Consider the following 14239-nt stretch of genomic DNA (forward strand, 5'->3'; position numbering starts at 1 on the left):
CGCCGGCCGCATATAGCCCCCTGTCAGTCGACTATCGCGTCCACGACGACGTGTTCGACCCCCGGCGCGTGGCTCTTGACGACCCGGCGGTCGCCCACTTCGACCCCGCGCCCGCGCTCGCCAGCGACGGATTCGAGGCGGGACACGGGGTGCGCCCAGGGGTCGGACTCGGGCGTCGTCGCGTGGAGGTGGACCGTCCCGCCGGGCGCGAGCGCGTCGAGCGCGGCGTCGAGGTAGTCGGGGGCGTCGTAGTAGCCCATCACGACGCGGTCGGCCGCGGCGTCCACGTCGCGACAGTCCGCGCGGAACGCCGAGACGCGGTCCTCGACGCCGTTGAGGACGGCGTTCTCGACGAGGTAGCGGTAGGCGGTCGGGTTCACCTCGACGGCAGTCACGTCGGCGCCGGCCCGCGCCATCGGGAGCGTGAAGTAGCCGATACCGGCGAACATGTCGAGGACGCGCTCGTCGGGCGCGACGACCTCGCCCATGCGGACCCGTTCCGCCTGGTTGCCGGGCGAGAACATCGTCTCCGCGAGGTCGAGCGCGTACCGCGTGCCGTGTTCCGTGTGGACGACCTCGGTGTCGCCGAGGCCCGCCAACACCTCCACGTCGGGTTCGCGGTGCTCGCCCGCGATACCGTGCGACAGCAGCACCGTGTCGGCCTCGCCGTGGAGCTCCAGCAGGGCCTCGCCGACCTCGTCGGGCCGGGGGAGCGACTCCTCGCGCGCGCGAACGAGAACACACGTCCCGACCACCGCCCACGACGCGGGCGCGCGGTCGAGTTCGTCGTCGGTCCACCCCCGCGCCGCGAGCAGGTCGCGCAGGTCGCGGTTGCGCGGCGGGAGGTCGGTCTCTACGACTTCCAGCACGTCGACGCGCTCCGGGGGCGCGGTGACCGGCACGGCGACGCCCTCGCCGTAGGGGCGCACGGAGCGGCTGTCGTCGTAGACGCCCTCGGCGGCGAGCGCGTCCATCGCGGTCTCGGCGCGCTCCCGCTCGACGACCGCCGCCAGGTCAGACATCCTCGGCGTCCTCGGGGAGGACGTGGAGGCCCGCCCGCGAGCGGAGCACGGGCACCTCGTCGGCGTCGGGGTCCATGTAGTCGGGCCGCGGGACGGTCTTCGTCTCGAACGTCTCGGGGTCGAGCACCTGCACGGCGCGGGCGTCCTCGACGGCCACGACGGTCGTGTCCTCGGCGTCCTCTCGGGTGCCGAGCTTCCGACCCTCGGGCGCGATGCCCTCCTCGTGGCTCGCTTCGTAGCGCTCGCCCGTCTCGACGCGGACGCCCTTCAGGTTCCCGTGGGCGCTCGTCACGAGGACGGGGCCGTCCCCGTCGTCGAGGTCGACCACGTCGCCGGGGGTGAACTCCGGCAGGCGCGCGACGAACGTCACCCGGTACAGTTCGTTGCCGTCGCCGTCCTCGGTGGTGAGCGTCTCGGCCGCCGAGACGTTCCCGCCGAACTCGCGGACGATGCGGTGGGCGATGGCCTCGCCCATCTGGTTCGCGCTGATCTTCATGTTCAGGCCGCTGGACTCCCGGACCGCGCTCGTGATGAACGCGTTCCGGTCGCCGGTGGCCTCCCGCTCGGCGATGTAGTCGCGGGCGATCTCCTCGGCGCGGTCCATCTCGGCGTCGGTGGGGGTGCGGTTCGTCCCCCGGACCTGCACCAGCGCGTTCCAGTAGTCGCCGGCGATGCGGCCGCAGCGGTCGCAGGTCCCCCGCGCGATGTACACGGGGACGACCACCGTCTCCTGGAGCGGCGTGTCGCGGATGAATCCCGTGAACGTCGCGTGCATCCGGATGGTGTTCTGGTCCACCTGCTCGGGGTCGACGCCCCACGTCACGTCGCGCGCGTCGACGTGGACCCCAAGCCGGTCGGCGGTCTCGTCGACGGCCACGTCGGTGTAGTCGTCGGCGTCCACGTCCACCCAGCGGTTGCCGCGGTGGACCGCGCCGCACTGGGAACACACCTGGACCTCGATGCGGTCGGGCGCGTCCACGAGTTCGAAGTCCGCGAAGTAGCAGTCGTCACAGAGGACGGCGTCGGGGTCGCTCGGCCCGCCCGGCAGGTCGGCGTCGGGCGGGCGCTCCACCGGGTCGCCACACCGGGGACAGAACTGCCGTGACTCGCTCATTACCCGTTCTGGTGCGTTCTCGCGTTTAAAGTCCGCGTCCGCGGGCGGGCCACGAGCGGCTGGCCGGTGTCGCGGAACCTTTGTCGCGGGGGTCCGACCCCCGGACATGGACGGACACAGGATAGACGGGTTCGGCTCGCGCCGGTCCACGATGTTCGGGACGGAGGGGATGGTGGCGACGAGCCAGCCGCTCGCCGCGACGGCGGGGCTCGAAACGCTCGAAAACGGCGGCAACGCCTTCGACGCGGCGGTCGCGACCGCGGCGGCGCTCAACGTCGTAGAGCCGACCTCCACGGGACTGGGCGGCGACGTGTTCGCGCTGTACCGCACCGCCGACGGCGAGGTCGGCGCGATGCGCTCGTGCGGGGGTGCCCCCGCGGGCGCGACGCGTGAGAAGGTACGCGAGGCCGTCGCGGACGACGACGAGGACCCGAGCGAGGCGGAGATGCCGATGCTCGGCCCCCACGCGGTCACGGTGCCGGGGACGGCGCGCGGCTGGGAGGTCACGACGGAGGAACTCGGCCGGCGGACGCTCGGCGAGAACCTCCAGCACGCCATCCGGTACGCGACCGAGGGGTACCCCGCGTCGCCGGTCATCGCGGACGCGTGGAGCTACGCCGAGGACCTCTTCGAGAACGAGAACGCCCGGAACGCCTACCTCGTGGACGGCGAACGCGCCCCCGAGGCGGGCGAACTGGTCACGCTGCCGGAACTCGGCCGGACGATGGAGCGCATCGCCGAGCAGGGCGCGGACGTGGTGTACGAGGGCGACATCGCCGAGCAGATAGCCGTCGAGGTGCAGGACGCCGGCGGCTTCATGACCGTCGAGGACCTCGCCGACTTCGAGCCGGAGTTCCTCGACCCGGTCTCCACGACGTACAACGGCGCGGAGGTGTACGAACTCCCGCCGAACAACCAGGGGATGATCGTCCTCGAGGCGCTCAACATCGCCTCGGAGCTGGGCGCGGCCGACGCCGAGGGCGCCGAGCGCGTCCACCTGTTCGTGGAGGCGATGAAGCGGGCGTTCCACGACGGCCACCGCTACATCACCGACCCCGAGTACGAGGAGCTGCCGCCGCTGAACTCCGCGGAGTGGGCCAGCGAGCGCGCGAGCGAGGTGGGCGACACCGCGAGCGCGGACGTGTCGTTCATGGAGGGGACGAACGGCGAGGACGCCGACACCGTCCTGCTCTGTGTCGCGGACGACGAGGGGAACGTCGTCTCGTACATCAACTCCCGGTTCGCCGGCTTCGGCTCGGGACTCGTCGCCGGGGACACCGGCATCGCGCTCCAGAACCGCGGCGCGTCGTTCTCGCTCGACGACGACCACCCGAACCGGCTCGAACCCGGCAAGCGGCCGTTCCACACGCTCATCCCGGGGCTGGTGGACTTCGCGCCCGACGCCGACGAGGAGGACTGGGCCGCCTTCGGGGTCATGGGCGGGTTCATGCAGCCGCAGGGTCACCTCCAGGTGCTGACGAACCTGCTCGACGAGGGGCTCGCCCCGCAGGAGGCGCTCGACGAGCCGCGGTGGCGCTACCGCGAGGACGGGCGACTGGCCGTCGAGGCGCGCTTCCCGACCGACCTCCAGAACGAACTGCTCCGGAAGGGCCACGACCTCGCGGTGCTGCCCCCCATCATGTTCGGCGGGGCGCAGTTCGTCCGCCGCGACGCGGACGGGGTGTTGTCCGGGGCGACCGAACCGAGAAAGGACGGCAACGCCGTCGGGCGATAGGGGTTGTGAACGAGTAACAACTTCGACCGCGTTTTCCCTTCGAATCTTCAGTCGTAGGCTATTTATACTTTAGGACGTAGACTGTGGATATGTCTCACGACAGTGGTGGACACGGATTCGATAGACGGGACATCCTTAAGGGCCTCGGCGTCGGTGGCGTCGCGGGTCTGGCCGGGTGTACGAACAACAGCTCCACGCCGACGGCGACGGACGACGACGGCGAGGGGGACGCGACGGCGACCGAGACGGCGACCGAGACGGCGGAGAGTCTCGGCGACACGCTCGTCGGCCCGGACGGCAACCAGGTCGAGTTAACGCACGTCTACTCCACCGGGAGCCAGACGACGGAAACGACGGCGGAGTTCATCGGGCAGAAGCTCGGCGAGGTCGGCATTAACACGAACTTGACCGGGCTCGGCTTCAACCAGATGCTCGCGCAGTACGCCCAGAACGGCGGCTCGTTCAACGGCGGCCCGCGCGACGAGTCCACGTCGGCGGAGCCGTGGGACCTGATGACCGGCATCGGGTTCAACGCCTATCCGCGCACGCCCTCCTCGATCAACGTGTTCTGGTCCGACGTCGACAGCGACATCGCGACGGTCAACTACTACGGCTACAAGCCGTCCGAGCCGGTCGAGCCGAAGCTCTCCGAGGCCTCCCAGACGGCCGACGAGGCGACGCGCCGCGAGCTGTTCGGGGAGGTCTTCGGCATCATCTCCGAGGACCAGCCCGCCGACTTCCTGACGCTGTCGACGTACCTCAACGGGTTCCGTGACCGCGTCAACGGGCTCGGCGAGCCGGACCTCTCGTTCGGCTGGAACTACCAGACCCGCTACTTCGGCGACAGCCCCTCGGTCGGGGGTACCTACGTCAGCGGTACGAGCGCCCCGGCGCGCACGCTGAACCCCATCCGGAGCAACGACGCGGAGTCGGACGCCCGCATCGGGCTCCCGCTCGACGGCGCGTACACGCTCGTCGGCGGCGAGTCCGAGTTCCAGGGCCTCTGGTTCGAGAGCTACGAACAGAACGAGGACGCGACGGCCTTCGAGTTCACGCTCCGCGACAACCTCCAGTGGGGCGCCGACTACGGCCAGATGACGGCCGACGACTGGGTGTACTACATCCGGAACGTCCGCCAGTCCGACGTGAACTGGGCGGGCGACGTCAACCACAGCACGTTCTTCCAGAACGGCGAGCCGATGGGCGTCGAGCAGGTCGACGAGCTCACCTTCCGCATCACGCTGAACCAGCCCGACCCGGCGTTCATCCAGAAGCCCATCCTCTGGGGCGCCTACTGTCTCCCGCGCGGCCTCGTCGAGCCGTACTACGAGCGCGTCCAGGACGCCTCCAACGAGGAGGAGCAGATCGCCATCGGCAACGAACTGAACGAGGACGAGGAGATCCTCACGATGGCGTACGCCGGCAACCTCGGTCCGTACAGCTACGAGCGCTGGGACCGCGACGCCGTCTTCGTCGCGAGCCGTAACGAGGACTACTACGCCGCGAACACGGTCGCCGACTGGGGCGACGTCCCGTACTTCGAGGAGTACCGGATTCAGGTGTTCTCGGAACAGTCCACGCGCATCTCGGCGTTCCAGGCGGGCGAGATCGACGCGACCGGCATTCCGCAGGCACAGTACGAGACGCTCTCGAACACGGACGGTATCAACGTCGTCCTCTCGCCGAACCCGTTCCTCGGCCTGATGCCGTACAACCAGCGCGCGAACGGCTGGGACCAGCTCCGCACGAAGGAGGTCCGGCAGGCCATCTCGACGGCTATCCCGAAGCAGGTCATCGCCGAGCAGATCAACCGCGGGCTCGCGACCCCGGCGTACACCCACCAGCCGGAGTACTCCCGCTGGTACGTCGCGGACCAGGTAGTCCGGTTCGGCGGTCCGGACTCCAACGGTGTCGGCCAGGCCCAGCGCCTGCTCGCCGATAACCTCGCCGACGGGTACAGCTTCGAGTAAGAGTAATCCCCCCCCACATCCTTTCGCAATCATGAGCATGCGTTGGTACGTAGCGCGGCGCCTCGGTTGGGCAGCCTTCGCTACGTTCGTCATCCTCTCGTTTTACTTCGCCCTGATCCAGTTGGCCCCGGGCGGGGGCGAGGCTGCCTTCCTCTTCAGCGCGGCGACGGAGGGCGGTGACGTTCAACAGGCGGAACAGACGTACAGACAGATACGCGGTCTCACGGGCCCGCTTCACGAGCGGTACATCGACTACATCGTGAACATGGCGACCGGCGACTGGGGCTGGTCGCAGACCCGGAACCAGGAGGTACTGACCGCCATTTCCATCGCGTACCCGTACTCGCTGCAGTACGCGCTGCCCGCGACGATAGTGTCCATCGTGTTCGGGACGGGCGTCGGCCTCTACTCGGCCACCCACCGTTACACGAAGACCGACTACGCCGGGACGTTCATCAGCTTCTTCGGCATCTCGATCCCGAACTTCTGGTTCGGCATCATGCTGATCCTCGTCCTCGCGGTGCAGGCGCCCGAGGTGTCGCTGTTCGGGTTGCAGCTGTTACCCTTACCGGTGTACTACCAGACGGACGTGGTGTTGAACCACGGCTGGGTGTCGTGGGAGAACTTCCGGCAGCTCGTCATGCCGATCATCGTCCTCTCGACGGCCCAGATCGCGGGACAGATGCGCTACTCGCGCGCGACCGCGATGGAGTACGTCAACGCCGAGTTCGTCAAGACCGCCCGCGCGAAGGGCGCGAGCGACTGGCGCGTGCTCCTCCGGCACATCTTCCGGCCCGCGCTCATCCCGCTGATGACCATCTTCATCGCGCAGATCCTCGGGCTGTTCTTCGCCGGCGCGTATCTGGTCGAGGTCATCTTCCAGATCCCCGGCCTGGCGAAGCTGTCGTACGACGCGCTGATCGCACAGGACACGCCGCTGTTCATGGGGACGTCGCTCATCCCGATCCTGCTGTTGCTGCTCGGGAACCTGATTCAGGACATCTCCTACACGGTGTTGGACCCCCGCATCGACTACGGTGACCGATAGATGGCGACACAGGACACCTTCCGCGACATCAACTGGGACGACATGGGGGGCGTCGGCCTCTCCGGAACCGGCAAGCAGATGCTCGCGTTCGCGGCCCTCTACCTCGGGGTGCTCGCGTACGACGGCCTGCTGTTGCAGGACGGGCTGAACGTCCTCCTGTTGTCCCCGCTTGGGATGGAGGGCTCCGCGCTCGGGCAGTTCGTGGCGAACACGACCGGCCCGACGCTGTGGATCCCCTTCGAGGCCGTCGGGCTGGACTTCACGTTCACCTGGGACTTCTCCGGGACCGACTGGCTGTTCATCGTGACGGTCGCCGTGGGCTACTTTTACGGCGTCAAGCCGCTGCAGAACAACCCCCGGCTGGCCGCGAACTACTGGCGGCAGTTCAAGAAGAACCGCGCCGCCGTCGTGAGCGCCATCTACCTCGCGATAATCTTCGTCATCGGCATCGTCGGGCCGCTGTTCCTGCAGAGCCCCGAGATACAGCCGCTGGAGGCGTACCAGCCGCCGGTGTTCATGACCGTGCCGAACACGGTCCCCATCAGCTGTCTCGGCGACGTCGCGACGAACGCCGCCGGTACGCAGGTGTGTCAGGGGACGTGGGCCTACCCCCTCGGAACGACCGGGGAGGGCCAGGGCATCCTGAAGCTGCTCGTGCTCGGCATGCGCGTCAGCATGCAGGTCGGCCTCATCACGATGCTGCTCGTCATCACGCTCGGCAGCCTCGTCGGCACGACGGCCGCCTACTTCGGCGGCTACGTCGACGAGGTGCTGATGCGCTACGTCGACCTGCAGGCGTCCGTGCCGTCGTTCTTCCTGTTCCTCATCCTCTCGTACTTCTTCGAGCCGACCCTGTTCATGCTCATCGCCCTGTTCGGGCTGCTGGGCTGGGAGGGGACGGCGCGGCTGGTCCGCTCGGAGGCGCTCCAGCGGACCGAGGAGGAGTACGTCCGCGCCGCGGAGAACGCCGGCGCGAGCGACGGATGGGTCATCCGGCGACACATCCTGCCGAACGTCTCGAACACCATCATCACGAACGCGTCGCTGCTCATTCCGGGGTACATCCTCTTCGAGGCCGCCCTGGCGTTCCTCGGGGTCACCGACCCCGGCATCGCGTCGTGGGGGAAGACCATCTCGGCCGGCCGCGGCGACCTCGCGAACGCGCCGTGGATCGCGACGATCCCGGGTATCTTCCTGTTCTTCACCATCCTCGGCTTCAACTTCCTCGGCGACGCCCTCGGCGACGCCCTCGACCCCCGACGAGGTGACACCTGATGTCAAGCTCCGAACCCCTCCTCTCCGTCAACGACCTACACGTCCAGTTCGACACCGACGGCGGTGTCGTGAGAGCGGTCGACGGCGTCAGCTTCGACGTCGACCGCGGCGAGACGGTCTGTGTGGTCGGCGAGTCCGGCTCCGGCAAGACCGTCTCCTGTGAGGCCATCACGAAGATCATCGACATCCCGCCGGGACGCGTCTCCGGCGAGGTGCTGTTCGACGGGGAGAACCTCGTCGAGGCGAACCAGAAGCGGCTCGAGAAGGTGCGGGGCGGCCGCATCGGCCACATCTTCCAGAACCCGCAGGGGGCGCTCAATCCCGTCTACACGGTCGGGACACAGATAATCGAGGCCGTCCAGCTCCACCGCGACGTGAAAAAGCGGGTCGCGCGCGAGCGGGCCATCGAACTGCTCGACCGCGTCGGCATCCCGGAGGCGGCCTCCCGGGTGGACGACTACCCGCACGAGTTCTCCGGCGGGATGCGCCAGCGCGTCGTCATCGCGATGGCGCTCGCGGCCGAGCCCGACCTGCTCATCGCCGACGAGCCGACGACGGCGCTCGACGTGACCATCCAGGCGCAGATACTCCGCCTGCTGCGGGACCTCCAGGAGGAGTTCAACATGGGTATCGTCTTCATCACCCACGACCTCGGCGTCGTCGCCGAGATCGCCGACCGCGTCGTCGTCATGTACGCGGGCAAGGTGATGGAGCGGGGCGACGTGTACGAGCTGTTCGAGGACCCGGCCCACCCGTACACGCAGGCGCTGCTCGAATGTCTGCCCGGACGCGGCGACGCGACCGAGGCCATCGGCGGCTCGCTGCCCGACCCGACCGACCCGCCGGACGGCTGCCGGTTCAACCCCCGGTGTCAGTACGCCATCGAGGAGTGTCGCGTCGGCGACCAGGTGCCGCCCATCGGCGTGGACGGCCCGGACGACGACCACTGTGCCTCCTGTATCTACTACCGCGACGGCTTCGACGCCTCGACGGTGCGCGGGCAGGCGAACACGATGGCCGACACCGAGGAGGTCCGCTCCGACGGCGGCCGCCCCGGAGGTGACGCGGAATGACGACCGACCCGCTCGTCGAGGTGGAGGGGCTGGAGAAACACTACCCCATCACCGAGGGCGTCCTGAAGCGCGAGGTCGGCCGCGTGCGCGCGGTCGACGGTATCGACTTCGACGTCCGGCCGGGCGAGACGGTCGGCATCGTCGGCGAGTCCGGCTGCGGGAAGTCCACGGCCGCGACCTCGCTGCTCCGCCTGGAGGAGCCGACCGACGGCAGCGTGCTGTTCGACGGCGACGACATCACGGAGTACTCGAAGGGCGAGCTGAAGGCGTTCCGCCGGCGGGCCCAGATGATCTTCCAGGACCCGTCGTCGAGCTTCGACCCACGGATGAGCATCGGCGAGTCGGTCGCCGAGCCGCTGAAGATCCACGGGATGACCGACCGCGAGCGCCGTCGGCGCATCGCGCAGGACCTGCTCGAACGCGTGGGGCTGTCGGCGCGCGACGCCGACCGGTACCCCCACGAGTTCTCCGGCGGGCAGAAACAGCGGGTCGCGCTCGCGCGTGCGCTCGTCGTCAACCCCGACTTCATCGTGGCCGACGAGCCGGTGAGCGCGCTCGACGTCTCCATTCAGGCGGAGATACTCGGGCTCATCGAGGACATCCAGGAGGAGTTCGGCCTCTCCATCCTGCTCATCAGCCACGACATGGGCGTCGTCCGGCAGGTGTGTGACCGGGTGAACGTCATGTACCTCGGGGAAATCGTCGAGTCCGGCCCGACGGAGGAGGTGTTCGACGACCCGAAACACCCCTACACGAAGGCGCTCATGGGCTCCATCCCGCAGCCGGACCCGCGCAAGCGCGGCGAGGGCGTGGAGCTGACGGGCGACGTGCCGAACCCGTCGAACCCGCCGAGCGGCTGCCGGTTCCACACCCGGTGTCCCTCGGTCATCGCGCCCGACGACGTCACGCTCGATCAGAAGGTGTGGCGGAACCTGCTCCACTTCCGCTCGCGGACGGACCGGGGCGGGCTGGACCCGCGGAGCCTCGCGGAGAGCCACCTCTCGCTCGACGACCTCCCGCCGGAGGACGAGGACCTGTCGCGGGAGACGGTCGATCGGGCGGTGCGCACGGAGTTCGACCTCCCGACGCCGCTGTCGGACACGGACGCCGAGCGCGCCCTGACTGAGGCCATCGACGCGCTGGTGGACGACGGGACCGGTTCGGCCTCGGAGACGCTGCGCGAGGCGTTCCCGACGGTGTGTGCGAAACAGTCCCCCGAGTTGGTCGACGAGGACGGCCGGCGCGTCGCCTGCCACCTCCACGACGCCGCCGTCGAGGCGACGCCCCAGGAGGACATCGCGTTCGGCTCGGCCGACGACTGACCGCCCGGCCCCGCGCCGGGAGGCCTATATCCGCACGCCCGCTACCGGTGGTATGGAGTGGAAAGCGGACTGGGGGCTGCGCGGCAGGATGTTCCTCACGATGTTCCTGCTGTTCGCCCTCTACATCGTCTTCGTCGGAGCCATGGCCGTGTTCTTCCCCGGCCGTATCTTCCCGATACTGGTCGTGATGACCCTGTTCCTCGGCGCACAGTTCCTCTTCTCCGACAAGCTGGCGCTCTACTCGATGGGCGCGAGCGAGGTGTCGGAGGAGGAGTACCCACGGCTGCACGCGACCGTCTCGCGGCTGGCCCAGCAGGCCGACCTGCCGAAACCTAAGGTGGCGGTCGCGGACTCGCGGGTGCCGAACGCCTTCGCCACGGGCCGGTCGCGCAAGTCGAGCGCCGTCTGCGTGACGACCGGCATCATGGACACGCTGACCGAGGAGGAGCTGGAGGGTGTCATCGCCCACGAACTCGCGCACATCAAGAACCGCGACGTGGCCGTGATGACCGTCGCCTCCTTCCTCTCGACCATCGCCTTCCTCATCGTCCGGTGGGGATGGCTGTTCGGCGGCGGGCGCGACCGCGGCGGCAATCAGGCGCCGGTCATCGTCGCCATCGTCGCGTCGCTGGTCGTGTGGATCGTCTCGTTCCTGCTCATCCGCGCGCTCTCGCGGTACCGGGAGTTCTCCGCGGACCGCGGCGGTGCGGTCATCACGGGCAAGCCCGCGGCGCTCGCCTCGGCCCTGCTGAAGATCAGCGGGAAGATGGACCAGGTGCCGAAGGAGGACCTCCGCGACCAGGCCGAGATGAACGCGTTCTTCGTCATCCCCATCAAGTCGGGCGTGGTCGGGCGGCTGTTCTCGACGCATCCCTCGACGGAGAAGCGCGTCGAACGGCTCCAGGAACTGGAACGCGAGCTCGAAACGCAGTAAATGGGGCTGCTCGACACCATCCGGCAGGCGCTGGGGCTGGCCGCGGAGGCCGACGCGACCCGCGCCGCCGACCCCGAGGACCTGTTCGCGCTCTCGACCGCGTACGTGACGATGGAGGCCGAACTCGACTACGAGCCGGCCGGCGAGGCCGCGCTCTGCTTCTCGGGGGTGGACTCGACGGCCTTCGCCGCGGCCCGCGACGAGGTCGACGCGGTCCTCGACGCGGGCGAGGCGGAGACGGGCACCGCCTTCGAGTTCCGCACGGACGCGCACGGCTACGACTGGGTCGTCCTCGCCGACGAGGACTTCGAGGACCTCGTGACGAGCGCGCACTTCGCCGCCGACACGATGATAGAGGCCGGCTTCGGCTCCAGACTGCTCGCGGCGGCGTTCGCGTTCGACCACACGCGGACGGGCGCGACCGGCTACTGGCTCTACTCGTTCCGGCGCGGGAGCTACTACCCGTTCGTGCCGAGCGGGGGCCGCGAGCGCGACTCGTCGGCGGAGTTCAAGCTCGAGTCCGTGCTCGATGGCGAACTCACGGTCGAGGACGACAAGGGGTACTGGTACCCGCTGTGGCCCGAGGGGGACGCGTACCCGTGGGGTCGCCCGCTCGCCGCCGAACGCGAACGCGAGACGAACTAAGCGGTTTGAACCTCCGGTCCTCCCGAGAACCGCGGGCCTTTCGCCCGGCGCTTTCACTTCCACTACGCTGTTAACGTGGGTTTATATCCCCGGACGCACAAGTCGGGGACATGGCCGCAAGTCAAGACCTCGAGGACCTCCCCGGCGTCGGACCCGCGACGGCGGACAAGCTCCAGGAGAACGGCTACGACTCCTATCAGTCCATCGCCGTCGCGTCGCCCGCCGAACTGTCGAACAAGGCCGACGTCGGCGAGTCCTCGGCCTCCGACATCATCAACGCCGCCCGCGAGGCCGCAGACATCGGTGGCTTCGAGACCGGCTCCAGCGTACTCGCGCGCCGCGAGGAGATCGGCAAGCTGGAGTGGCTCATCCCGGAGATCGACGACATGCTCGGCGGCGGCGTCGAGACGCAGTCCATCACCGAGGTGTACGGCGAGTTCGGCGCCGGCAAGTCGCAGGTCACCCACCAGCTCGCGGTAAACGTCCAGCTCCAGGCCGAGCAGGGCGGCCTCCACGGCCGCTGTGTGTTCATCGACTCGGAGGACACGTTCCGCCCCGAGCGCATCGACGAGATGGTGCGCGGGCTCGACGACGACGTCATCGACGCGGAGCTCGAACACCGCGAGATAGAAGGGAGCGCCGCCGACGAGGAGGCGCTGGAGGCGCTCGTCGAGGACGTCCTCGACAAGATCCACGTCGCGAAGGCGTTCAACTCCAACCACCAGATACTCCTCGCGGAGAAGGCGCTGGAGATATCGAAGGAACACGAGGACGACGAGTACCCCGTCCGCCTGCTGTGTGTGGACTCGCTCACCGCGCACTTCCGCGCCGAGTACGTCGGTCGCGGCGAACTCGCGAACCGCCAGCAGAAGCTCAACAAGCACCTCCACGACCTCGACCGCGTCGGGAACCTCTACAACGCGGCCGTGCTCGTCACGAACCAGGTGCAGTCGAACCCGGACGCCTTCTTCGGCGACCCGACCAAGCCCATCGGCGGCAACATCCTCGGGCACAAGTCCACGTTCCGGATGTACCTCAAGAAGTCGAAGGGGAACAAGCGCATCGTGAAGCTCGTCGACGCGCCGAACCTCCCCGACGGCGAGGCCGTCATGCGCGTCGAGAACGCGGGGCTCAAGCCCGAGTAGCCCGCCGGTCGCTCCCTCCCGGCGCCGCTTTTCCCGTACACCCAAGCCGCCCGCCCCCGAAGCGGCGGCCATGCTCGATTCCTCGACGCGCGAACTGCTGTGTCTGTGGGCCGCCCGCGAGCGCGGCGTCCTCGACGCCCTCGCCACCGAGGCCGGCACCCCCGCCGACGTGGCCGACACCGCGGGCGTGGACCCGGCCGCCGCGGACGCGTTCGTGACCGCGCTCGCCGACGCCGGCTACGTCGAGCGGGTCGGCGACGAGTACGAGCCGACGAACCGCCTGCTGGGCTTCCTCACGAAGACGGACCTCCGTTCAGTCGGCTCGCTCCCGGCCGCGCTCGACGCCGTGGACGGGTGGGTCGCGCTCGGCGAGGGCGACTCCTTCGAGTCGCCCGACGCGCTCCGCAACGACCTCGGCGCGCAGTGGGCGACCGACGAGGCGACGGTCCGCGCGGCCGTCACGGCCGCGATTCGCGCGGCTCCCGGGGCCGACGCCGCGGCCGTCGTCGGCGACGGCCCCGGGCGCCACGCCCGGGACCTGCTCGCGCGCGGTCTCGACGCGACGATCGTCGAGACGCCCGCCCGTGCCGACGCCGTCGAACCCCTGCTGTCCCCGACGGCCGTTCGACTCGAAGCCGGGGGGCCGGAGGCGATACCCGACGCGGACCTCGTTCTCCTCCCCGGCTTCCTCGAACGTCACGACGACCCGGCGTGTGAGCGGTGGCTGGCCGCGGCCGCCGAGGCCGCGCCGGTCGTCGTCGCGGTCGGCCCTCTCCGCGACCGCTCGTCCGGCGGGGCGCTCGCCGACCTCGAAGCCGTCGCGCGGGGCGAAGGGCGGGTACGCCCCGCCGCCGCCGTCCGGGGATTGTTCGCGGCGGCCGGCCTCGACTGCGCGGTCGAGGCCGTCCCCGGAACGCCCCTGTTCGCCGCCGTCGGGCGTCGGGTTCAATAGCGTT

General features: G+C 69.3%; 12 protein-coding genes. 10 read left to right on the forward strand and 2 right to left on the reverse strand.

Features of this window, described 5'->3' with window-relative positions; translation table 11 throughout:
* Window positions 1-23: 23 nt before the first annotated feature.
* Together P2T37_RS07095 and P2T37_RS07100 are read right to left on the reverse strand one after the other, a co-directional pair.
* Window positions 24-1022: a class I SAM-dependent methyltransferase gene (locus tag P2T37_RS07095; RefSeq protein WP_276236101.1), complete on the reverse strand. Its 999-nt coding sequence runs from the start codon at window positions 1020-1022 to the stop codon at window positions 24-26.
* Window positions 1015-2136, reverse strand: coding sequence for a 60S ribosomal export protein NMD3 (locus tag P2T37_RS07100; protein WP_276236102.1), 1122 nt, complete (start codon window positions 2134-2136; stop codon window positions 1015-1017). The genes P2T37_RS07095 and P2T37_RS07100 overlap by 8 nt, the downstream gene beginning before the upstream one ends.
* Before the next feature lie 106 nt (window positions 2137-2242).
* Here P2T37_RS07100 and P2T37_RS07105 point away from each other — a divergent pair, with 106 nt between their 5' ends.
* From P2T37_RS07105 to P2T37_RS07150, 10 genes are all read left to right on the forward strand, one after another.
* On the forward strand, window positions 2243-3871 hold the full coding sequence (locus tag P2T37_RS07105; protein WP_276236103.1) for a gamma-glutamyltransferase family protein: 1629 nt from the start codon (window positions 2243-2245) through the stop codon (window positions 3869-3871).
* A gap of 89 nt (window positions 3872-3960) precedes the next feature.
* Window positions 3961-5841: an ABC transporter substrate-binding protein gene (locus tag P2T37_RS07110; protein WP_276236104.1), complete on the forward strand. Its 1881-nt coding sequence runs from the start codon at window positions 3961-3963 to the stop codon at window positions 5839-5841.
* A gap of 31 nt (window positions 5842-5872) precedes the next feature.
* Window positions 5873-6889 (forward strand): ABC transporter permease, encoded by a 1017-nt coding sequence (locus P2T37_RS07115; protein ID WP_276236105.1) that lies wholly within the window; start codon window positions 5873-5875, stop codon window positions 6887-6889.
* Window positions 6890-8164 (forward strand): ABC transporter permease, encoded by a 1275-nt coding sequence (locus tag P2T37_RS07120; RefSeq protein ID WP_276236106.1) that lies wholly within the window; start codon window positions 6890-6892, stop codon window positions 8162-8164.
* Window positions 8164-9237 (forward strand): ABC transporter ATP-binding protein, encoded by a 1074-nt coding sequence (locus P2T37_RS07125; RefSeq protein ID WP_276236107.1) that lies wholly within the window; start codon window positions 8164-8166, stop codon window positions 9235-9237. Before P2T37_RS07120 ends, P2T37_RS07125 begins: the two co-directional genes overlap by 1 nt.
* Window positions 9234-10559 carry an ABC transporter ATP-binding protein gene (locus P2T37_RS07130; RefSeq protein ID WP_276236108.1) on the forward strand — a complete coding sequence of 442 codons (1326 nt, stop codon included), beginning with the start codon at window positions 9234-9236 and terminating at the stop codon, window positions 10557-10559. The genes P2T37_RS07125 and P2T37_RS07130 overlap by 4 nt, the downstream gene beginning before the upstream one ends.
* Window positions 10560-10611: 52 nt before the next feature.
* A complete protein-coding gene (gene htpX, locus P2T37_RS07135; RefSeq protein ID WP_276236109.1) occupies window positions 10612-11493 on the forward strand; it encodes a zinc metalloprotease HtpX in 882 nt (293 codons plus the stop codon).
* The gene (gene pspAB / locus P2T37_RS07140; RefSeq protein WP_276236110.1) at window positions 11494-12138 is read left to right on the forward strand and encodes a PspA-associated protein PspAB; all 645 of its coding nucleotides are present in this window, start codon (window positions 11494-11496) and stop codon (window positions 12136-12138) included. It abuts the gene before it with no gap.
* A 110-nt stretch (window positions 12139-12248) separates the two neighbouring features.
* Complete coding sequence (radA, locus tag P2T37_RS07145; RefSeq protein WP_276236111.1) at window positions 12249-13283, forward strand: DNA repair and recombination protein RadA; 1035 nt, start codon at window positions 12249-12251, stop codon at window positions 13281-13283.
* Window positions 13284-13353: 70 nt separating this feature from the next.
* Window positions 13354-14235, forward strand: coding sequence for a hypothetical protein (locus tag P2T37_RS07150; protein ID WP_276236112.1), 882 nt, complete (start codon window positions 13354-13356; stop codon window positions 14233-14235).
* Window positions 14236-14239: the final 4 nt, after the last annotated feature.

The sequence above is a fragment of the Halosegnis marinus genome, from assembly GCF_029338355.1.
Lineage (GTDB): Archaea > Halobacteriota > Halobacteria > Halobacteriales > Haloarculaceae > Halosegnis > Halosegnis marinus.